The sequence below is a fragment of the Nonomuraea sp. NPDC026600 genome, assembly GCF_040638335.1.
GTDB lineage: Bacteria > Actinomycetota > Actinomycetes > Streptosporangiales > Streptosporangiaceae > Nonomuraea.
Map to the genome: position 1 here is coordinate 45,160 of NZ_JBEZYD010000001.1, position 20,178 is coordinate 65,337.

A 20,178-nucleotide genomic window follows, 5' to 3' on the forward strand; every position below is an offset into this window, starting at 1 on the left:
TCCTCAGGCGCCATCCAGGGTTGAGCGCCCGCGTTGCCGCCCACGGTGAGTGGTGGGGCCGGCGGAGTGGCCGCAGGCCACCCGTAGGGCGAGCGTGAGCGAGTTGGCGTCCAGCCCACATACGCCCAGGACCCACATTCAGTGGATCTTGGTGACAGCAGTGATGCACCGGATAATGGTCCCTTATCCGGTACATCGAGCTTGAGCTTCGGGACCCGGCTCCGCCCATCGCAGCGAGAGACAACGCCGCCGGGGACGACCCGCCACCCGAGCCGCTTGATCAACCGACCCAGCGAACGTTCGTGGACACCGCACTAGACACCCTGCGCGAGCTACCTGGTCGGCAACTGTGTCTTCAAAGCCATCTTGGACCGATGCAGATTAACGATCAGGCTAGGGCGATCTGTCCCACGTAGATCAGGAGAAGCTCGATGAACCCCCCGCAATACACTCTGCCGCGCGAGGTGCTGCCGAAGATACTGGAGATCTCCGGGTACCTACGCGACTTCAAACCACCCCTCGACGACTTGCTACGTCCTGATGTTGTGCGCGAGCTCACTCAAGAGATGTTCGAATTGGTGAACTACACAGTGGTGCGAAGCACGGTCATACGCCGTCGCCGGGAGTTCGAAGCAAACAGTCCCAACAACAGCAATTTGCGGCTGAACCTGCAGATCAGCGCCGCCGACCTGCTGGCTGTCGAACTGGAGCGGACGGCGGAGACGAATCAGCACGTCCACACAGTCGTCAAGACCAAAAGGAGTTACCAGGTCACCGAGGGCCTTTTCACCAGCCGTAAGGACCTCACGGTGCGGGAACTGGTCCTCGAGGCGGGTCTGTCCCAGGCCTGCATGAACCTTCTGGGAGGCGGGCTTCAGGAATACCTCGTGGAATTGTGCAAGCTGGCCCTACCGCCGCGGCGATAGACCACGCACGTTGCCAGCACCCGATACAGGCATGGCCGCCCCCGATCCCATAGCGCGGCCATGCCTGGACATCGAGACGCTCGGAGCCTCAACTTGCAAGGCCATTAGCAGTTCACGAGCCGAAGGCTGGCGGCTGCAGGTGGCTGTGCTGAACACGCGCTGAAGATCATCAAGCTTGGTCGGGAGGATCCGGCGGCGCCGGTTTGGGAGTTGGGGGGGGGGGGAGCGCCGTCTCGATGCGGCGCATGGCTTCCGCTTGCCAGCCGGAGATGCATTTGGCGTAGACCCGGAGGAGTACCTCCACACTGTGGCCGGCCCACTCGGCGAACCGAGACGGGTTCATGTCGGCGTTGAGCCAAGCCGAAACGCACGCATGCCGGAAATCGTAGGGCCGCCCGGCAGTTACCGACGCTCGGTCGGCAGGCGTGAGTGCGCGCTCCCGCGCTTTGTGTCAAACCGGGAGATAGGTGCTGTCGTGAATGATGCCGCCCCGAGACCCGGTGAAGATGCGGCTCTCTCGACGGGGGGCGAACTCGGAAAGGTACGTCACTGCCCAAGATCCACTGAATGTGGGTTCTGGGCGTATGTGGGATGGACCCCAGTTCGGCCGACGCCACCACGACCTTTCGCAATCACGACAGGCCGCCGTGGGGCGGTCATGATCATTTAAGTCCTGCGCGGGACGAACGCGCCATGAGGCTGAATGCCCAGATCCGCTGGCCGGGCGGCGCCCGCCGCGCCTCTGCGGGGAGACGCGGACCAGGAGAGCGCGGCATGACCCTCACCACCGAACACATCGCCGCCCACGCACGCCTGAACCAGCGCCCCTTCGGCCTCATCCGCCACAGCCTCGCTCTGGCCGGGCGCAGCGTCGTCAAGACCCTGCGCACCCCCAAACAGCTCATCGACGTCACCCTGCAGCCGATCCTCTTCCTGATCATCTATGTGCTCCTCCTGGCCGGCGCCGTGTCCGTCTCGACTGAGGAGTACCTGCAGTTCCTGCTGCCCGCGATCATGGTGCAGACGGTGATGTTCGGCGGCATGGCCACCGGCGTCAACCTCAACACCGACATCAAGAAAGGCGTCTTCGACCGGTTCCGCAGCCTGCCGATCGCCCACTCGGCGCCGCTGATCGGATCGATACTGGGCGGGTCTGATCCGCTATGTGGTGGCGATCGTGGTGTTGATGGGGGCGGGGGCCGCGCTGGGCTTCAAGGTCCAGACCGGGCTGGTGCCCACGCTGGCCGCCTGCCTGCTGACGATCTTCTTCTCGTTCTGCCTGAGCTGGGCCTTCGTGCTGCCGGGGGTGCTGATGCGAGAGCCGGGCGGGGTGCAGGGCACCTCGTTCGTGGTGCTGTTCCCGCTGATGTTCGGCACCAGCATGATCACCCCCAAGGACACTCTGCCCGGCTGGCTGCAGGCCTGGCTGGAGGTGAACCCGGTCAACCACGCGGCGGCCCGACCACCGCCTCGGAGGTGTGGACGGTCGTGTCGGCGCTGGTGTTCCTGGTGATCTTCGCACCCCTGGCCGTCGCCGCCTACCGGCGTCGCGCCTGAGACATCGACCTAAGTGCGCGGCTCGGTCGCGCGGTCGGGCCCCGCTATGAGGGCGCGGCCGGGATGCCCACCAGCTTCAGGGCGGCGAGTCGGTCCAGGCCCCGGCCCGCCGCGTAGGCGGCGTCGTAGGCGTCGCCGAGCCCGGCACGCAGCCACGCCGACAGACGGGCCACATCGGGATTGAACGCATCCGGCGCACCGCGCAACTGCTCGGCCGCGCCCAGCGTCCGGGCCGCGAGCATCGCTTCGCCGCCAAGCGCCCGCGACTCCGCCACCGCCACACCCACCCGGGCCAGCACCGGCATGTCCTTGGCCGACACGCTCAGCTCAGCGGCCTGGACGATGCGCCGCTCAGCAGCCGCCTGATCGCCCACCGCCAGCGCCAGATGCGCCCTGCCGATCAGCACCAGCGCCCGGAACTGCGGCACGATCGAAGGCGACTGCTCCATCGTCGCCGCCGACAGCTCATACTCACGCTCGGCCGCCTCGAGATCGCCTTCCAGCCGCGCCAGATCGCCGAGCCCGGCGTGGGCCAAGGCGGCGTTGCGCATCGACTGTTCGCGGTGCGGCTGCTCGGTCATGACGCGCAACTCGGCACGCGCCTGCTCCACCTCGCCGTTGCGGATGCGGATCGTGGCCTGCCACACCTGGTGACCGGGGTCGAGGTCAGGGTTGAGCCGCAACATCAACGCCGTGGCCTCCTGAATCGAGGCGAGCGCGTCATCGAAATCGCCGAACATCGCGTGCGCCTCGGCCAGCGACATCAGCGTCATCGCCAGCCCCCACCGCTCACCCACCGCCCGCAGCTCAGCGGCGGAGGCGATCAGGTCCTGGCGCGAGCCGCCCATGTCACCGTCGTTCTCCTTGATGGCCGCCCGAACCATCAGGAGCATCCCCCGAGCCCACGGGTCGGGATGGTCCAGACGCCGCTCGACCTCCCTCAGCCCCAGCGCCACGTCGCCGGTGAACAGCGCCAGCGCCGGCCCGAGCATCGCCAGCACCGGATGGGCCGGCTCCCGCTCCGTCACCGCGGCGAAACGCCGCAGCTCCTGCACATCCGCCTCCACCAGGGTGTCACCACCGGCCAGCGCGCCGTTGATGAGCACCGTCGCCGAGGCGATCAGCCGGGCCTGCCACGGCACCGGCCCCGGCACGTTCAGCGCCAGGTTCATCCAGCCCACCGATTCCTGCCGGTTGCCGCGGATCGTCCAGAACACGCCCATCGCCGCCGCCAGCCGTACCGCGGTGTCGGCGTCACCGCGATCGACGGCGAAGTGCAGCGCGGCCAGCAGGTTGCCATGCTCGGCCAGCAGCCGCGCGATCCAGGTGAGCTGCTCCCGCCCGCGCAGATACGGCTCGGCCAACTCGGCCAGCCGCAGGAAGTAAGCCGCATGCCCGGCCCGGGCCGGGCCGATCCGCCCGGTCTCGGCCAGGCGTTCCAGGCCGTACTGCCTGATCGTCTCCAGCATGCGGTAACGGCCGGCGCCGGCCGCCTGCAACAGCGACTTGTCCAGCAGGGCCGCGACCAGATCGAGGGTCCCGCCCAGATGCTCGGCGGCGCCCAGATCGAACCCGCCCGCGAACACCGCCAGCCGCTCGGCCAGCCGCCGCTCCGGCTCCTCCAGCAGATCCCAGCTCCACGCCACGACCGCGCGCAGCGTCTGGTGCCGGGGCAGCGCCGTACGGCTGCCTCCGGTCAGCAGCAGGAACCTGTCATCCAGCCGTACGACCAGCTCGTCCACACTCAGCGCACGCAACCGGGCCGCGGCCAGCTCGATGGCCAGCGGCAACCCGTCAAGCCGGCGGCAGACCTCCCGCACCAGCCCCTGATCCAGCACCAGCCCCGGACAGGCCGCCGCGACCCGATCGGCGAACAACTCCACGGCCGGCTCGACCGGCAGCGGCGGAACCGGGCTGACGATCTCCCCCACGATCCCCAGAGGCTCACGGCTGGTGGCCAGCACCCGCAACCGCGGGCAGCGGCCGAGCAGCTCTTCGGCCAGGCGGGCCGCGGCGTCGACGAGGTGCTCGCAGTTGTCGAGCACCAGCAGCACCCGGCCCGCCGACAGGGCCTCGACGACACGGTCGAGGGTGTCGGTCGGCGCGGCGGGACCGACCGGCATCGGCGCACGACCGAGCGCGGCCAACGCCGCCTGCGGCACGTCGGCCGGATCACTGACGGGCGCCAACTCCACCAGCCACACCGCACTCGGCCCCTCGTACACCGGCTGTCCCGAGCGTCCGTCCATGCCGTCGTACCCGCCGCCGTGTGGGGAGCCGTTTTCGGAGCGGCCCCGGTGGTCGGCCTCGTTCAGGAGGGCGGTGGCGATCGTGGTGGCGAGCCTGGTCTTGCCGGCGCCGCCCGGGCCGACGAGCGTCACCAGGCGGCTCCGTCCCAGCTGGGCGCGTACCTGGACGATCTCGGCGGCGCGGCCGACGAAGCTGGTGAGCGGGGTGCGCAGGTTGGTGCGCGGACGGCGGACGGGATCGGCTCGTATCAGCTTCAGGTGGATCTCGCGCAGCTCCGGGCCCGGGTCGGCACCCAGCTCGTCGGCCAGAGCACGCCGGAAGTCCTCGTACGCGACCAGCGCCTCGGCTCGGCGTCCGGCGGCGTGCAACGCCTTGAGGCGGGTGGCGTGCAGCCGCTCGCGCAGAGGATGACGCGCCGCCAGCTCACCGAGCTCCGCCAACAGCCCACCCAACTCGCCGTCCACCCACCCGCCGCCGTCCGCGCCCCTGGCTCCGGCCGCGCCCTCGCCTTCTGCTGTGCCTCCAGGTCCTGCCGTCGTGCCATCTTCTGTCGCGCTCTCGCCCCTCGCGCTCGCACCACCTCCGGCGGTCGCGGTACCTCCCGACGTCTCGCCGCTCGCGGTGGTGCGTGTCAGGTCGGCCTCCGCGCGGTCTTCGATGGCCGTCAGCCGGGCCTCCTCGAGGCGTAGCGCGTAGCCGGTCGCGAAAGGGGCCGTCGCGACCTCGCCCAGTGCCGGGCCGCGCCACAGGGCCAGCGCCTCGCTCAGGAGTCTGGCCGTGGCCGCCGGGTCGCTTTCGCGTCGTGCCTGCGCTGTCAGCCGGTCGAATTCCCGTACGTCCGTGACGGCGTCGAGCCGGTAGCCGCCGGGTACCAGGGCCAGCGCCGACGGGTCGGGCAGGACCCGCCGTAACCGGGAGACCAGCGACTGCAGCGCGTTGGCCGGGTCGGCGGGCCGCTCGTCCGGCCACAACGCCTCGGCCAGTTCCTCGACGGTGACGGTGCGCCGGGCCGACAGCGCCAGCCGTACCAGCAGCAAACGCAGCCGGGCGCCGCTGATGGCGGCGGACTCGACCTCCAGCGGCCCCAGGATTGCCACGCGCACACGACCATGCTGCCACCTCGACGCCGTTCCCTCACCGACACGACTCCCGGCAGGAACCCGCCCCCTCCGAGGGCCAGCCCCGAACGCACGAGCCCAACCGGACGAGCCCAAACGCACGGGCTCAAACGGATAAGCTCGCGCGCCCAGGCGAGGCCGACTGAGCGCGAGCGCGGAATGCGGTCAGGCGTGCCAGTCCGTCACGCCGCCCGGGACGGGCGCCTGCGGGTCGTACGGGTCGCGGGTGAAGATGAACGTGTTGAGGTCGAGGTGATCGGCCGCCACCCGCAGCGTCTCACCGGCGTAGTAGCCGTCGAGCCCCAGCCAGGTCCCGTCGTCCTGCGGCACGAACCGGGACGCCCGGCCCGCGCCGCCCACCGGCGTCAGTGCCAGGCCGCCGTCGGGCAGCAGCCGCAGCGAGTACGGCTTGGGCCCCCAGTGCCACAGCCCGGTCAGCGCCAGCAGGGCGGGGTCGGCGGGGGAGGGGCGCCACTGCCGCGGCAGGCGGGGTTCGTGTTCGTCGAGGATGTCCAGCAGGTCGGTGGTCAGGGTGTAGGTGAGGCCGCTGGTGGTGTTGGCCATGAACAGCACCCCCACCTGATCGGCCGGGTCGGCCCAGACGGTGGCCAGGAAGCCGGGCATGGACCCGGTGTGACCGGCCAGGCGGCGTCCGGCGTGCCGGGTCAGTTGCAGGCCGAGGCCGTACCCGGAGGTCCAGGCGTCGCCGTCGTCGACGGTGGCGGGCTCGCGCATCTCGGCGACGGTGGCGGGGGACAGGACGCCGCCGGTGTCACCGGCCACGAACGCCGCCCAGCGGGCCAGGTCGGCGGCCGTGGACCACAGCTGCCCGGCGGGCGCCATCGCGACGGCGTCGTGTTCGGGCTCGGGCAGCACCACGTCGGCCCACGGGTGAACGGCGTACCCGATGGCGTGCGGGGCGCGCGGCCGCTCGGTGGTGGCCGCCATGCCGAGCGGATCGAGAACCTCCTGCTGTACGGCCCGCAGCCAAGGCACGCCACGCAGCCGGGCGACCAGCTCGCCGAGCAGGGCGTAGCCGAGGTTGGAGTAGTGGAAGCGGCGGCCGGGCCGGTGTTTGGCGTGCTCCGGCCCGAGCAGGGCGAGCAGTTCGTCGGACGGCAGGCCGGCGGTGCGTTCCCACCAGCCGGTGGGCGGCTCGGCGGTCAGCCCGCCGGTGTGGGAGAGCAGCTGGGCGACGTTCACCTCGCCGAACGGGGTGTCCGGCAGGTGTTTGGCCAGGGGGTCGAGCAGGTCGAGGCGGCCTTCGTCGCGCAGCCGCATGACGACGGTGGCGACCAGGCTCTTGGTGATCGAGCCGAGCCGGTACTGGGTGTCCACAGTGGGCACACCACTGTCACCCTCACCAGCGCAGCCGTGGAATCCGCGAGCGCCGAACCAGGCCAGCCTCCCCTCCCGTACGATCGCGGCCGTCAGCGACGGCACCCTGCACTCGGCCTGTTCGACGGCCAGCCTGCGCAGCAGCGCCCGCCCCGTCGTCTCACCCACCTGATCCATGGACGCCAAGCCTAGCCGTCAGATCGGCACCAGTTCCGGCCCGATGAGCTCTCCCTGGTGCGGCTGCGGGTGGGCCTGGTCGTGGTAGTAGTGGCCGGCGTACCAGACGACGACGTTGGCGCCGTCGATGCTCTCGCTGTTGAGGAATCGTCCGAGGGCGGCCCGGTCACGCGGGCCGGGGTTGCCGTCTTCCAGTTCGGCCGGGTGCTGGCGCAGGAACCACAGGTCGGACACCCCGTAGGCGTCGGCGGTGTCGTCGAAGGGGCCGGGGTGGATCTGGTAGCCGCGGCCTGAGGACTTGTCGCGTACCTGCCAGTAGCGGCCGGGGGCGCGGCGGCGGGTGGTCTCGCGGATGATGGGCACCGGGTCGGGGATGATCGGCCCCTGGTCGATCTGCTCGATGACGTCGTTGGCGGCGCCTTCGATGTCGAAGTCGAAACGCCAGTAGGCGTGGTGGCGGTGCACCATGCAGGTCATCGGGTTGGCCGTGGCGGCGAAGCCGAAGCGGGGCCGGATGGTGCCGTCGTCGCCGAGCCGCCAGTCGCTGGCGTAGCGGTACCAGCCGGCCTGTATCTCGCTGACGATGCGTAGTTCGTCGCCGTCGTGGTGGAAGGCGACGCCCTGAAAGCCGCCGGAGTCGCTGTCGGGCCGTTCGAGGATGGTACGCGGCGCCCTGTCGCACAGCCGCCAGCCCCAGCCGACCGGGTCGGTGCCGCCGGCCGAGAAGCGGGTCTCGGAGGAGGCGTCGTCGCGGAAGGTGGTGCCCTGCTCGTACTCGACGTTCAGGATGGGTACGTGCGCCTGGCGCAGCACCAGCCGGCCCCGGTAGCGGACCTCGCGCAGTTCCACGCCCGATCCGACGCCGGGGTTCTGCGGGGCGGAGGCGCGTGGCCGTACGACCAGCAGGTTCCACAGCTCGGTGGCGCCACTCATGACGCGTACCCGCACCTGGTCGGGGCCGCCGCGGTCGGCCAGGGGGTCGATGCCTTCGGGGACGGTGTGCTCGCAGTCGTGGTGCATGCGCACGTCGATGCCCGCCGGGGTCCAGTCGACGGCGTGGGCGGCGGTGTCGACCGCGACGATGCGGTGGCGTACCCCGGTGGGCTCGTGCGGGGTGTAGATGCCCAGGGTGGGACGGCGCACGGTGGTGCCGTCGGGGTTTTCCAGGTCGGCCAGCGGCGGCATGGGCCGGTAGACGGTCACCTCGCCGCCCGCCGGGAAGTGGGGGTCGGCGCGCAGGATGGCGGCGGCCTCGATCAGTTCGTCGTGGCTGGGCGGCGGCCGGTGGGCGCTGGGCCGGATCTCGGCGCGTTCGGGCCGGTCGAGGGTGCCGCGCAGTTCGATGGCGCGGTTGCCCGCCGGGTCGAAGACGGTGGCACGGAAGGGGGCGTTCTCGCCCGGGTCGTGGCCGAGCGCGGCGGCGGGGCCGATGGTCAGCCGGTCGGGATCGGCGACCTGCAGTGCGGACAGCACGCCGGGGTGGCGGGCCACGGCTTGGCGCAGTTGCTCGGCGCTCAGCCCGGCGCGGGGGACGGCCTCGATGATGACGCGTACGTCGTCGCTCATGCATGGGTCATACAGGGTGGCGGGCGCGGCCGGAAGGCCCAGAAGCTCAGCGGGGCAGGCGCGCCTGAACGGCCCGGAGACTCAGCGGGACGGGCGCGGCCGGCAGGTCCAAAGGCTCAGCGCGACGGCGTGCGGTCGAAGGCGTCCAGGATGACGTCGGTGGCGTCCAGGTCGCGGGCGGTGGCGCCCAGCCGCGGCACGCGCAGGGGTCCCGGCCAGGTGTGGCCGCCGCCCTTGACCGTGTACAGGCCTACCGACACGCCGTCGCGGCAGGATTTCCAGCCGCGCAGCCGTACCTGGGAGGACACGGCGGAGGTGGTGCGGCCGGTGCAGCCCAGGACGCGCGCCCAGGCGTCGACGACCTGCTCGACGGGCTTGAGGACGACCATGTCGGCCAGGACGCGCAGCCGGCCGGAGGAGTTCTGTAAGGGGTGGCCGCCCTGGTAGGGGACGATGTCGTCGGCGGTGCCGTGGAAGGCGATGATCGTGGTCGGCTCGGCTTCGGCGCACGGCTGGACGATGTTGATCCCGGCCACCGGCGCGATCCCGGCCAGGCGGCCGTTCATGGCGCAGATCAGGCCGGTGGACATGCCGGCGCCGAAGGACATGCCGGCGGCGAACTCGCGCCGCCGCTCGGCGCACAGCCCTTGTTCGAGGTGGTCGAGCAGCGCGGTGAGGAAGCCGGTGTCGTCGGGGCCGTAGGTGTGCGGCAGCGTCCAGCCGAGCCGGCCCTCGGCGGCCTGCGGGGTGGCCACGATGTAGCCGCGCCGGGACCCGGCCTCGGGCAGGCGGCTGTAGGCGGCCTGCTGGGCGGCGCTGGAGCCGAGGCCGTGCAGGTCGAGCAGGACCGGATGCGGGCCGTCGCCCTTGGGCACCGACAGCAGGTAGCGGCGCTTGAGGCCGCCGAACGTCAGGGTGTGCCTGCCCGGTCCGAGCCGGGCGCTCTTCGAGCAGCCGCCGGCGGAGGACGTGGGCGTCGGCGTCGGCGTCGGCGAGGAGACGGGAGCCGAGGAGAGGGGGGCGGCGGTGCAACCGGTCAGCAGCAGCACCAGCATGATCACGCCTTTGAGCATCGCGCCTCCCGGGTTGGCGGCAGAAAGTCCCCCTCGTAGTGTCCCTGCTCGGTTCCTTCATGCGGACGGCCCCGGTCGGCGAGCGACCGGGGCCGGAGACTGCGGAACGTCAGTCGGCGCAGATGGCGAAGACGCTGATGCCGACGTCGTTGTAGCCGATCTGGCGGCCGAGAGCGATCCAGCCGCGGCCGTCATCGGTGGGGAACGAGCCGACCAGGATCGCGCCGTTGCCGCGGGCTTCCGCGCCGCCGCCCAGGACCTTCTTGGCGCCGGGGCAGTAGAGGGTCCGGCGCTGGAAGTTGGGCACGTTCGCGTTGGGCAGCGTCACGAGCTGGTAGCCGGGCGGCAGCGCGTGGACCGCGGCTGCGGGTGCGGAGGTGGCGTTGGCCGCGGTGACGACGGTGACCGTCGTCAGGCACGCGCCGGCGAGGAGGACGGCCAGGGCGAGGGACTTCTTGTGCATCGCTCTCCTTACGTTGTTCCCCGGCTCGCCTCCGTCCGCGGGCAGCGTGAAGCCACTCGCGGGGTGGAAGTGATCGGGGAGACAGAGGGCTTACACGAAGAGTATCCATACCACTACCGTGAGTGTCGATGGGGAATCATGTTCGAGATACGGACGCCTCGCAAGCGGCCGCGCACCCGAGCCGCGATCGCACCCTGATTCCCGGGCCTCCCGTTGGAGCATATGATCATGATCATCTAAAACGGAACATAATTCAGGTTATGTTCTTCTCTGGTGTTAGACTCGAAACTACTCTTGCGAAAGAAGATCACCCATGAGTGAGACACGCTTCCCGCTGACCCTGCGCGTCACGGTCAGCGGAGCGACACCAGACGAGATCAGAGAAAAGGCCAGAACGCAGGCGCTGAGCTTCTTCGGTCCCGACTCCGAGCTGGACGTCATCAGCGCCGAAGCCGAGGCCGACGGAGAGCACCACAACCGCTACTGCGCCACCGTCGTCTTCCGCCGGGTGGCCTGATGACCGCTGAGCTGGTCGAGCAGCCGAGCGGCGACCTGACGCTGCCGCTCGACCTGCCGCCGCTCGTCCTCGACCTGACCAGGGCCTGGCTGTGGTCCTACGGCAAGAACACACGCGAGGCGTACGAGCGGGCGATCCGCCGCTGGCTGGCCTTCTGCGCCGAGACCGGCCTCGACCCGCTGCAGGCCCGCAAGGCCCACGGCGACGTGTTCGCCCGCTGGTTCGTCGAGACAGCCGGCAAGCCGCCGAAACCGAAGTCGATCGCGCAGCTCATCTCGGCCGTGTCATCCTGGTACGACTACCTCGCGGGTGAAGAGGTGCTCGACGCCAACCGGTTCAAGAACACGCGGCGACCGAAGATCCCCCGCAAGCACTCCGAGACGATGGCCCTCACCAAGACCGAGGCCCACGCCGTGCTCCAGGCCGCCGACGTCTACCGGGTGGCCGACCGTGGCGGCAACGCCGAACTGGTACGGCTGCGCGCCGCCGCGCTCATCCGGCTGTTGTTCCAGATCGGGGTACGCGTCTCGGAGGCGATCGACGCCGACGTCGCCGACCTCGGCTCCGCCCGCGGCTACCGGACGCTCCGCATCACGCTCAAGGGCGGCACGAAAACGCTGGTCCGCAAGCTGCCGGTGGAGACGACGTACGCCCTGGACATCTACCTGGCATACCGGGCTCGCCGGGACGGCGTCGAACCGCGTGACCTGAAGGGTCCCCTGTTCGCCACCAGCACGGGGCGGCGCTGGTCACGGTCGAAGGCGTACGAGCTGGTGCGGCGGGCCGCGAAGCTGGCCGGCGTCGAGTCGAAGGTCACCCCGCACACGGCCCGCCACACCTACGCCTCGCTCGCGGAAGAGGCGGGCGTACCCATGCGGACGATCCAGCTCGACCTGGGCCACGAGGACGTGTCCACGACGGAGATCTACACGGCGGGCCGGGATCGGCTGGAGAAGGACGCCTCGCAGATCGTCGCCTCAGCCATCGAGTAGAAGCCGTTAGCCGAGATCAGGGCGAAAACATCGGCGCAGGTGAGGGCCAAGCGGACAGTGCTGCTGATCATCGCGGAGCGGGCGCGCCGGTTCTGGGCGCGCAGGGGCGACGACGGCACCCGCATCTCGGCAGCGATAGACGATCGCGATGCGGGCGGGCCTGTCGGAGGACGGCCGGACGAAGGTGTCGCGGAGGCTCGCGGGCCATGGTCCGCAGGTGCCCGCACCGCTCGGCAAGCAGCGGGACGGCACGCCCGCGTTCGCGGTGACATCCACAATCTGGCAATGGCTCATGCCCGGCTATAGATCATTGCGGGTCGGGGACAGATCGGCGCCGACCCCAGCCGGTCGTAAAGCGGAGAAGCCGACGCCGCTCTCATCAGAGCCCGAGGCGGAGCCGAACGAGACCGGCCAGGCGATCACGAGCCGCCCGACGCTTTGGTACCGGACCATTCACCGGTTCTCTCGGTCCCGGATAGTCGTCCAATGTGTCCTTCACGGCATACGGGCGCACGGTCCATCTCCGCAACGGCGCCGCCTTCAACCACAGCTTCGCGGTGATCTACAACGGATATCAGCGCGGCGACCAGGTCTGGGCCGACCGCAGCATCAATCCGATGCCCGCCAACGTCCCCAAGTACTTCTCGGACAACTCCTACGTCACCCCCCGAGGCGGCTGGAAACAGTGCGGCCCATTCCATGCCGAACGCTCGAACCAGGTCATGAACTGGAACACCGACACTCAACACCACTTCGCGGTGCGGGCCTGCTTCCGGCCCGGTGACGGCCGCCCGAGCGTGTGCGGCAATAGGTCGACCGGAGCTGATGCCCCCTCGGGGGTAGGCCGCGCGAGCGGCCCGCCTCCGGCGACATGGCGTCTCGGCGAGCCCGCGTCCGCGCCATTCTGGCGGGCGGTACGAGGCCGACAATGAGAATGGCACAGGGGAGATCCTCTCTGCGAGCTTGATGGCGTGACCGACGGGTAAGGTATCCGCACCCTGGGTGAGGCCGAATGGGCCGGTCGCAACTGCCGGCGATCTCCGCCGGGGTGGGCCTCAATGCGGCGGTCGTAGTGCCGTTAGTGATCGTGGCCGTGCTGGCGGCGCCGGCCATGCTGGGAATGCCCTTTGGCCGCATTCCGGGTTTCGATCGAGTAAAACCTGCGTATCTTTGCCGCCGCGCCAGACTTCCGTCCATGGAAATGGGCGCTCCGCGGAACGACGCCCGCGATGGTGGGACCGGCCTTCCGGGGCTAAGGTAATCCGCAGGATGATCGGGGTTCGGGGGTGCCGGGGCCGGGACAATTCACGAGGGCCCGCGGGTGTGCGGGGGCCCTGGCCCGTGGCCCGTCGCTTCCCGGTTCACCGAAGGACCCGGCAGATCCGACCGCTCGAGCGCGCCGGACAGATCGTCATCCCCGACCTGGAGAAAGGCTTCGCACGTGAGTCCGATGTCGTCCGGCAAGGCGCTTCCGGTGGGAGGATTCGTCCTCTCCGCTGCGGGCATGACCGCCTTGGTCTGGCAGATGCTGGCGGTCACATTTCCTGACGGGGATCCGGAAAAGGCACGCCAGGCGGCGCAATTGTTACGGCAGTTGGCGACGCGGGTGGATGCCAGCGAGGAAACGGCCACAGACGCCGCGAACAGCCTGGGGCAACATAATCTGGGCGCTGGCGTTACTGCCTTCGAAAAATATTTCTGGACCGAGATCGCCCCTTACCCGGTGCGATTGTCGGCGTATTTGCGCGGACTGGCCGACGCGGTGGACGACTACGCCGACATGCTGGCCCAAGTCCAGCACGCACTCCATTCGATGGCGATCACCCAATGGCTGGAACTGCTGATGTTCTTCTGCTGGCCGGCGATCGACAAGAAGGTCCGGCTTTTCATCGACTGGGCGGAGCGCAAGGCGCAGGCGCGACTGCTGACGAAGATATTCGAGCATACCGTGGGAAAGCGGCTCCTGTACGCCACCGGGGGCACTACCGCCTACACGGTCCTCGACCAGTTGATCGTCGACGGGGTCAAGGGGGCGAGGGGCGAGGACATGGGGTCGTGGGGCGACCGCGGCGCGTACATGCTGAAGAACTTCGCAGCGTGCATGGTCTTCTACAACGTGGACCCGGCCAATTTCGGGAAACACGCCTTCAAGATCCTGCCGAAGAACGAGGCGGCGCAGAACGCCGTCGTGTTCGTGGCCGGATCCACCGTCTTCTCCATCACGGGAAACGCGCTCAACAACCCCGGCGCCGTGGTCGATGACCCCCAGAACCTCCTGCCCACGTGGCAGCAGATGCTCGTCAAACTGTCGGTGGCAGGAGGCCAGGACCAGTTCAGGCGCTGGCAGGGCTACTACCCGTCGGCACCGCGCAAGTAGCTGATGCCGATTGCGTCGGCATCCGGTGGGGAATCGCCAGAAGGAGACCGGCCGCTCAGCCCTGTTCCCGGCTGAAGCGCCTGGCCTCCTCCGCGAACGGCGACAGGCCGCCGACCATCATGTCACTCATCTGCCTGGCCGCGTCCGTCGCGGCGTTGTTCGCGGCGGCGAGAACGGCTTCCGCCAGGGCCTCCGAGCCGAGCCTGAGCGCACGAGGATGGATTTTCAGGCCGCTCAACGCCCCGCTCGGCAGCACCTCGACCTCCACCTCGCCGTTCGCCGCCTCGCCTCTGCCGCGAAGAGAGTTGAGGTTCTCCTGCAATGCCTCCAGGGGCCGCGTTTCGGCCTGAAACTCGGCCAGAAGCCGGTGGATCTCGGGGTCGACAATGGGAATGCCGTCATCAGGCGTGGCCATCAGATCTCCACTAGGTGTGCGTACGTCAGGAACTGATCGTGCCGTCCGACTTCGAGAACTTGGGCGGATCGGACACCTTCGGCAGGGCTTGGACGGTGGCCCAGTTCGCGATGTCGACGGCGGTTTTCATGCTGGCCAACTTGTCGGCGATCTCCGAGTATGCGGCACCGAGTTTTCCGGTGTAGTTGCCGGCTTTCTCGAGCCCTTTGGAGTAGCCCTCTCTGAACTTTTTTCCCGCCTCGTCGGTGCCGGCGAAGTCGCCCAGGCCGGCGATGTCGTCGAGAATCTTGCGGGCGTCGCGCAAGAGGTCGGTGTGCTCGTCGTTGAACGCCCCGACCACGTTCCTGAAGTTGGTCTTGTCGGTGAGCGTCTCCGGTTGACCGGAACTGCCGCTGCCAGGCCCTCCCGGCGATGGGAGGGGGTAGTGCGGCGCCGATGGCCGATCCGTGGCAGGCGCCTGCTGCTCTGGCGCGCTGGGTGACGTCGAGGGCGACGGGCTCCCCGGCTGTGCAGGCGTGTCGGAGGGTGAGGGGCTTGGCGACGAAGAGGGAGATCCGGAAGGCGAGGGACTCGCCGACGGAGAAGGGGAGTCAGAGGGGGACGGACTCCCGGACGGAGACGGCGAGTCGGAGGGCGAGGGACTGGCCGACGGACTGGTCGACGGCGACGGCGAGGGGCTGGCCGAGGAGGTCGGCGACTCCGAGGGTGACGGAGTCGTCGGCGAAGGATCAGCAGAGGGGCTGGGCGAAGAGGTGACCGTGGGCGACGGGGATGGGGTGGTGGAATCCGCCGGAGGCATGACGTTCTCCTTGTCGGTACTGCCGGTCACATTGGCGCGAGCGCAGGACAGCGGCCACTCTACGCACTCGATCACGTTTCGGACGGTCGTCGACGTCTCCCAGGCCCGGCCAGAGCGCGCGCCGGCCGGGAACCGGGATCAGCCCTTGTAGTTGAAGACCTGGCGCAGCGTGTGCTGAACGGTGACGAGGTCCTTCTGATCGTCCATGACCTGGTCGATCGACTTGTACGCTTCCGGATGCTCATCCACCAGAGCCCCGGCGCGGTCGGCGTTCCAGGTGCGATCTCCCATCACCTCGGTGAGCGAGGCGGCGGTGAGCTTCTTACGCGCCTCGGTACGCGACATACGCCGTCCCGCGCCGTGGGAGCAGGAGTTGTAGGAGGCGGTGCTGCCCAGGCCGGTCACGATGTAGGAGCGGGTGCCCATGGAGCCGGGGATGATTCCCTCGTCCCCGCCGGCGGCCTTGATCGCTCCCTTGCGGGTGATCCACATATCGCGGCCGTGGTGGCGTTCCATCTGGGTGAAGTTGTGGTGGGCGTTGATCGTGCGCAGCGCCGAACCGTGCCCGACGACCTGGAACAGGGAGGCGACCAGCACCTCGGCCATGCGGGCGCGCGAGGCCATCGCGTAGCGCTGGGCCCACAGCATGTCCTCGATGTAGGCGGTGAACTGCGGCGTGCCCTGCACGAGGTAGGCCAGGTCCGGGTCCTCCAGCTCGATGAACCACTGCTTCATCAGTTTCTTGGCCTGGCTGATGTGCTTGGTGGCGAGCTGGTTGCCGATGCCGCGCGAGCCGGAGTGCAGCACCGTCCACACGTGATCGCGCTCGTCCAGGCAGACCTCGACGAAGTGGTTGCCGGAGCCGAGCGTGCCGAACTGCGCGATGACCGTGTGCTCCTGCTTGCCTGTCAGCGAGGTGGCGGGCGTGCCGATCGCGTTGAGCGAGGCGTCGGTGGACGGGTCGTCATGGCCCTGGCCGACGCCGGCCGGAATGCGCTGCTCGATGAGCGGCATGAGCGCGGCCAGGGTGTCGGGCAGGTCCGCGGCGCTCAGGTCGGTTTCGGTGGCGACCATGCCGCAGCCGATGTCCACGCCCACGGCCGAGGGGATGATGGCGCCCTGGGTGGGGATGACCGAGCCGACGGTGGCGCCCATGCCGACGTGGGCGTCGGGCATCAGCGCGACGTGGCTGGGGACGAAGGGCAGGCGGGCGGCGCGGGCGGCTTGTTCGATGGTGCCCGGCTCGATGTCGCTCGCCCAGGAGATGAGGCCCGGCGCTACTCGCTGCGGCATGAGGGACCGCCCTTCTGCTTGATGATCTCGCAGCAGCGTATGCGAGTGGAGTGCGGTGATCGCTACTGGTTTGTTAGCGGCGTCGCTCCCGGCATCCGGTAAACCTGGCCCAGGTTCCCCTACTCACCCTCCGTGATATTGAGATTACGCAAAACTGGAGGTTGCCGTCACGAGGGAGCCGTCCGTGAAACGTTTACGTGAATGGGTGCGCAGGGACCCCGTCTGGGCGACCGTGTGCCTGGGGCTTTGGGGGCTCCTGGTCACCATTACCGGGGTTGTCCTGAGTGGAGCCGCACTGGGACGCGACTACTTCGACATCACAGCCGAGCCGCCTCCATCAGCGTCCCCGGCACCCTCGATATCGACCACACAGCCGCGGCCCACGCCGGCCAAAACAGCAGACAGACGAAAGACGGAGCCAAAAACCGAACCGCCTTCGCCCACATCGGCCAGGACGGCGGCCGATTCACCGACGGAGCCGGAATCGGCACCGACTTCCGAGGGATCGGTGCCGAAAGGACTGGTGGGCCGGTGGACCGGCAGGGGCAACCAGTACGCCTACGACGACTTCACCCACGAGGTGGATGTGACTCTGGCAGCCGATGCGGAGTTCAGACTGAGTTTCGGCGGCGGCGCCACCAATGACGAGGGCGTTTTCGAGGCGGACAGCCGCACCATCATCTTCCAAGGCCGGACCGGTTCCTATGAATGGCGATGGCGAATGTCGACCTATGCCGGAAGGAAGAAGCTGACCATCACCAATAGCGGAGGCGGGCAATACGTGCTGTACAAGCGCTGATGTACAGCACGGCTCGCTGTAGCCGACGCATCGCCAGCGTCCAGCTCCCCTTGACGCATCCAAACCTCCCCGGGAGTCAACGAGTCTCGGCGAGGAGCCGTCCGGCAGCCCACCGGCGCTGCTCTACGCTGGCTCGGGAATGGTCGGAAGTGAGGTTTGTGTGAAGCCTGGCGCGGATGGTCAACTCGCTGCCCATATCGATGCGGTCTTGGAGCGCATCACGTATGCGAACGAGGAGACCGGCTACACGATCGCGCGTGTGGCCACCGACCGCTCGGGCGCCGAACTGCTGACCGTGGTAGGACCGCTGCTGGGCGCGCAGGTCGGTGAGTCGCTGCGGCTGAGCGGCCGCTGGAGTTCCCATCCCAAGTACGGCAAGCAGTTCGAGGTGTGGTCCTATGCCACCGTGCTGCCGGCCACCGTCCAGGGCATCCGCCGCTACCTGGGCTCCGGCCTGATCAAGGGCATCGGGCCGAAGATGGCCGAGCGGATCGTCGACCACTTCGGCACCGCCACGCTGGAGGTCATCGAGCAGGCACCCGAGCGGCTGGTGGAGGTGCCGGGCCTGGGCCCCAAGCGGACCAAGCTGATCGCCGCCGCCTGGGAGGAGCAGAAGATCATCAAAGAGGTGATGATCTTCCTGCAAGGGGTCGGCGTGTCCACCTCGATCGCGGTGCGCATCTTCAAGGAGTACGGCGAGGGCTCCATCTCCGTCGTCAAGAGCCGGCCGTACCAGCTGGCCGACGACGTGTGGGGCATCGGCTTCAAGACCGCCGACACCATCGCCCAGGCGGTCGGCATCCCCCACGACAGCCCTGAGCGCGTCAAGGCCGGGCTGCGCTACACCCTGTCCCAGGCCGCCGACGACGGCCACTGCTACCTGCCCGCGCCCAACCTCATCGGCGACGCCGTCAAGATCCTCGAGGTGCCCGCCGCGCTGGTCGCCGACTGCCTGGAGGAGCTGGTCGGCGAGGAGGGCGTGGTACGCGAGCAGATCCCGGCCGGCGACGGCATCGTGCCGGCGGTCTACCTGCTGCCCTTCCACCGGGCCGAGCTGTCGCTGGCCTCGGCGCTGCTGTCGCTGCTGCGCGGCGGCCACGACCGGCTGGCCGCCTTCGCCGAGGTCGACTGGGAGCGGGCCGAGCAGTGGCTGCGCGGCCAGACGGGCGCCGATCTGGCCACCGAGCAGCGCCAGGCCGTACGGCTGGCGCTGACGGAGAAGGTCGCGGTGCTGACCGGCGGGCCGGGCTGCGGCAAGAGCTTCACCGTGCGCTCCATCGTGACCTTGGCCCGCGCCAAACGGGCCAAGGTGATCCTGGCCGCGCCCACCGGCCGGGCCGCCAAGAGGCTCGCCGAGCTGACCGGCCACGAGGCGACCACCGTGCACCGGCTCCTGCAGCTGCGGCCCGGCGGGGATGCCACCTTCGACCGCGACAACCCTCTGGACGCCGACCTGGTGGTGGTGGACGAGGCGTCCATGCTCGACCTGCTGCTGGCCAACAAGCTCGTCAAGGCGGTCGCGCCCGGCGCCCACCTGCTGTTCGTGGGGGACGTGGACCAGCTGCCCTCGGTCGGCGCGGGCGAGGTGCTCAAAGACCTGCTGGCCGCCGAGGACATCCCCCGCGTACGGCTGACGCAGATCTTCCGCCAGGCCCAGGAGTCGGGTGTGGTGGTCAACGCCCACCGCGTCAACACCGGCCTGCACCCCAAGCTGGAGGGGATGACGGACTTCTTCCTGTTCCCGTGCGAGGAGCCGGAGGAGATCGCGGCGCTGACCGTCGACGTGGTGGCCCGGCGCATCGCCCGCAAGTTCGGCCTCAACCCCCGCCGCGACGTACAGGTGCTGGCCCCCATGCACCGCGGCGCCGCCGGGGCCGGCGCGCTCAACATCGCGCTGCAGGAGGCCCTGACCCCCTCCCGCGAGGACCTGCCCGAACGCCGCTACGGCGGGCGGGTCTTCCGCGTCGGCGACAAGGTCACCCAGCTGCGCAACAACTACGAAAAAGGCGCGGCGGGGGTGTTCAACGGCACCGTCGGCATCGTCATCGACATCCGTCCCGACGAGCAGAAGCTGAGCGTCCTGACCGATGAGGACGAGCAGGTCGAGTACGCCTTCGACGAGCTCGACGAGCTCGCCCACGCCTACGCGGTCTCCATCCACCGCTCCCAGGGCAGCGAGTACCCGGCCGTGGTCATCCCCCTGGCCACCAGCTCCTGGATGATGCTGCAGCGCAACCTGCTCTACACCGCGATCACCCGGGCCAAGCGGCTGGTCGTCATCGTCGGGTCGCGGCGCGCGCTTGCGCAGGCTGTACGGACCAAGGGCGCCGGGCGGCGGCACACCAGCCTGACCCACCGCCTGGCCCAGCGCTGAGGATTTTTCCTCTCTACCCCTGTGGCGCGCGCTTGACCTGGGGTTCTCAGCAACAAGTGATTTAAACGTTATCGAACTATCCCAAACTCATCCGCGTCTTACATGCAGGAGCATTAAGGTCTTTGACATTGACTTGGCTGTTAT

17 protein-coding genes and 1 pseudogene are annotated in these 20,178 nt (G+C 69.2%); 10 read left to right on the forward strand and 8 right to left on the reverse strand.

The features are described 5' to 3' along the window. Positions 1-431 precede the first annotated feature (431 nt). The 3 genes and pseudogenes from AB0F17_RS00220 to AB0F17_RS00230 all read left to right on the forward strand — a co-directional run bounded on the left by AB0F17_RS00220 (position 432) and on the right by AB0F17_RS00230 (position 2,439). Positions 432-926 carry a hypothetical protein gene (locus AB0F17_RS00220; RefSeq protein WP_358013790.1) on the forward strand — a complete coding sequence of 165 codons (495 nt, stop codon included), beginning with the start codon at positions 432-434 and terminating at the stop codon, positions 924-926. A gap of 774 nt (positions 927-1,700) precedes the next feature. Further along, a pseudogene (locus tag AB0F17_RS00225) lies at positions 1,701-2,063 on the forward strand (ABC transporter permease); the annotation flags it as partial. A gap of 49 nt (positions 2,064-2,112) precedes the next feature. After that, entirely contained in the window at positions 2,113-2,439 is a 327-nt protein-coding gene (locus tag AB0F17_RS00230) for an ABC transporter permease (RefSeq protein WP_358015628.1), read from the forward strand. Positions 2,440-2,527: 88 nt separating this feature from the next. Here AB0F17_RS00230 and AB0F17_RS00235 read toward each other — a convergent pair whose 3' ends face one another. The 5 genes from AB0F17_RS00235 to AB0F17_RS00255 all read right to left on the reverse strand — a co-directional run bounded on the left by AB0F17_RS00235 (position 2,528) and on the right by AB0F17_RS00255 (position 10,468). After that, positions 2,528-5,836: a BTAD domain-containing putative transcriptional regulator gene (locus AB0F17_RS00235; RefSeq protein WP_358013792.1), complete on the reverse strand. Its 3,309-nt coding sequence runs from the start codon at positions 5,834-5,836 to the stop codon at positions 2,528-2,530. Positions 5,837-6,016: 180 nt separating this feature from the next. Continuing rightward, entirely contained in the window at positions 6,017-7,366 is a 1,350-nt protein-coding gene (locus tag AB0F17_RS00240) for a serine hydrolase domain-containing protein (RefSeq protein WP_358013794.1), read from the reverse strand. Between the two features lie 18 nt (positions 7,367-7,384). Continuing rightward, entirely contained in the window at positions 7,385-8,932 is a 1,548-nt protein-coding gene (locus AB0F17_RS00245) for a hypothetical protein (RefSeq protein WP_358013796.1), read from the reverse strand. Between the two features lie 116 nt (positions 8,933-9,048). Continuing rightward, positions 9,049-10,005, reverse strand: coding sequence for a hypothetical protein (locus AB0F17_RS00250; RefSeq protein WP_358013798.1), 957 nt, complete (start codon positions 10,003-10,005; stop codon positions 9,049-9,051). Between the two features lie 109 nt (positions 10,006-10,114). Further along, positions 10,115-10,468, reverse strand: a complete 354-nt coding sequence (locus AB0F17_RS00255; RefSeq protein ID WP_358013800.1) for a hypothetical protein — start codon at positions 10,466-10,468, stop codon at positions 10,115-10,117. Between the two features lie 313 nt (positions 10,469-10,781). On the opposite strand from AB0F17_RS00255, the gene AB0F17_RS00260 reads away from it, so the two are divergent. The 4 genes from AB0F17_RS00260 to AB0F17_RS00275 all read left to right on the forward strand — a co-directional run bounded on the left by AB0F17_RS00260 (position 10,782) and on the right by AB0F17_RS00275 (position 14,354). Continuing rightward, positions 10,782-10,985 carry a hypothetical protein gene (locus tag AB0F17_RS00260; RefSeq protein ID WP_358013801.1) on the forward strand — a complete coding sequence of 68 codons (204 nt, stop codon included), beginning with the start codon at positions 10,782-10,784 and terminating at the stop codon, positions 10,983-10,985. Further along, positions 10,985-11,977, forward strand: a complete 993-nt coding sequence (locus tag AB0F17_RS00265; RefSeq protein ID WP_358013803.1) for a tyrosine-type recombinase/integrase — start codon at positions 10,985-10,987, stop codon at positions 11,975-11,977. The genes AB0F17_RS00260 and AB0F17_RS00265 overlap by 1 nt, the downstream gene beginning before the upstream one ends. Positions 11,978-12,465: 488 nt before the next feature. Beyond that, positions 12,466-12,909: a hypothetical protein gene (locus AB0F17_RS00270; RefSeq protein WP_358013805.1), complete on the forward strand. Its 444-nt coding sequence runs from the start codon at positions 12,466-12,468 to the stop codon at positions 12,907-12,909. A gap of 518 nt (positions 12,910-13,427) precedes the next feature. Further along, complete coding sequence (locus tag AB0F17_RS00275) at positions 13,428-14,354, forward strand: hypothetical protein (RefSeq protein WP_358013807.1); 927 nt, start codon at positions 13,428-13,430, stop codon at positions 14,352-14,354. 55 nt (positions 14,355-14,409) lie between these two features. Here the strand turns inward: AB0F17_RS00275 and AB0F17_RS00280 are convergent, their stop codons facing one another. Then, positions 14,410-14,769 carry a YbaB/EbfC family nucleoid-associated protein gene (locus tag AB0F17_RS00280; protein ID WP_358013809.1) on the reverse strand — a complete coding sequence of 120 codons (360 nt, stop codon included), beginning with the start codon at positions 14,767-14,769 and terminating at the stop codon, positions 14,410-14,412. 25 nt (positions 14,770-14,794) lie between these two features. After that, a complete protein-coding gene (locus AB0F17_RS00285) occupies positions 14,795-15,109 on the reverse strand; it encodes a hypothetical protein (RefSeq protein WP_358013811.1) in 315 nt (104 codons plus the stop codon). 106 nt (positions 15,110-15,215) lie between these two features. Here AB0F17_RS00285 and AB0F17_RS00290 point away from each other — a divergent pair, with 106 nt between their 5' ends. Further along, positions 15,216-15,719, forward strand: a complete 504-nt coding sequence (locus AB0F17_RS00290) for a hypothetical protein (RefSeq protein WP_358013813.1) — start codon at positions 15,216-15,218, stop codon at positions 15,717-15,719. Here the strand turns inward: AB0F17_RS00290 and AB0F17_RS00295 are convergent. Then, positions 15,707-16,861, reverse strand: coding sequence for an RtcB family protein (locus AB0F17_RS00295; protein WP_358013815.1), 1,155 nt, complete (start codon positions 16,859-16,861; stop codon positions 15,707-15,709). The genes AB0F17_RS00290 and AB0F17_RS00295 overlap by 13 nt on opposite strands. Before the next feature lie 184 nt (positions 16,862-17,045). On the opposite strand from AB0F17_RS00295, the gene AB0F17_RS00300 reads away from it, so the two are divergent. After that, positions 17,046-17,660, forward strand: a complete 615-nt coding sequence (locus AB0F17_RS00300) for a hypothetical protein (RefSeq protein ID WP_358013817.1) — start codon at positions 17,046-17,048, stop codon at positions 17,658-17,660. 139 nt (positions 17,661-17,799) lie between these two features. Further along, positions 17,800-20,034: an ATP-dependent RecD-like DNA helicase gene (locus tag AB0F17_RS00305; protein WP_358013819.1), complete on the forward strand. Its 2,235-nt coding sequence runs from the start codon at positions 17,800-17,802 to the stop codon at positions 20,032-20,034. Positions 20,035-20,178: the final 144 nt, after the last annotated feature.

Excerpts from the sequence above, each read along its gene's own strand:
- AB0F17_RS00275 (WP_358013807.1), top strand. The coding sequence starts at position 13,428 with ATGTCGTCCGGCAAGGCGCTTCCGGTGGGAGGATTCGTCCTCTCCGCT.
- AB0F17_RS00295 (WP_358013815.1), bottom strand. The coding sequence starts at position 16,861 with ATGCCGCAGCGAGTAGCGCCGGGCCTCATCTCCTGGGCGAGCGACATC.
- AB0F17_RS00230 (WP_358015628.1), top strand. The coding sequence starts at position 2,113 with ATGGGGGCGGGGGCCGCGCTGGGCTTCAAGGTCCAGACCGGGCTGGTG.
- AB0F17_RS00250 (WP_358013798.1), bottom strand. The coding sequence starts at position 10,005 with ATGCTCAAAGGCGTGATCATGCTGGTGCTGCTGCTGACCGGTTGCACC.
- AB0F17_RS00240 (WP_358013794.1), bottom strand. The coding sequence starts at position 7,366 with ATGGATCAGGTGGGTGAGACGACGGGGCGGGCGCTGCTGCGCAGGCTG.
- AB0F17_RS00305 (WP_358013819.1), top strand. The coding sequence starts at position 17,800 with ATGGTCGGAAGTGAGGTTTGTGTGAAGCCTGGCGCGGATGGTCAACTC.
- AB0F17_RS00245 (WP_358013796.1), bottom strand. The coding sequence starts at position 8,932 with ATGAGCGACGACGTACGCGTCATCATCGAGGCCGTCCCCCGCGCCGGG.
- AB0F17_RS00255 (WP_358013800.1), bottom strand. The coding sequence starts at position 10,468 with ATGCACAAGAAGTCCCTCGCCCTGGCCGTCCTCCTCGCCGGCGCGTGC.
- AB0F17_RS00260 (WP_358013801.1), top strand. The coding sequence starts at position 10,782 with ATGAGTGAGACACGCTTCCCGCTGACCCTGCGCGTCACGGTCAGCGGA.
- AB0F17_RS00280 (WP_358013809.1), bottom strand. The coding sequence starts at position 14,769 with ATGGCCACGCCTGATGACGGCATTCCCATTGTCGACCCCGAGATCCAC.
- AB0F17_RS00220 (WP_358013790.1), top strand. The coding sequence starts at position 432 with ATGAACCCCCCGCAATACACTCTGCCGCGCGAGGTGCTGCCGAAGATA.
- AB0F17_RS00265 (WP_358013803.1), top strand. The coding sequence starts at position 10,985 with ATGACCGCTGAGCTGGTCGAGCAGCCGAGCGGCGACCTGACGCTGCCG.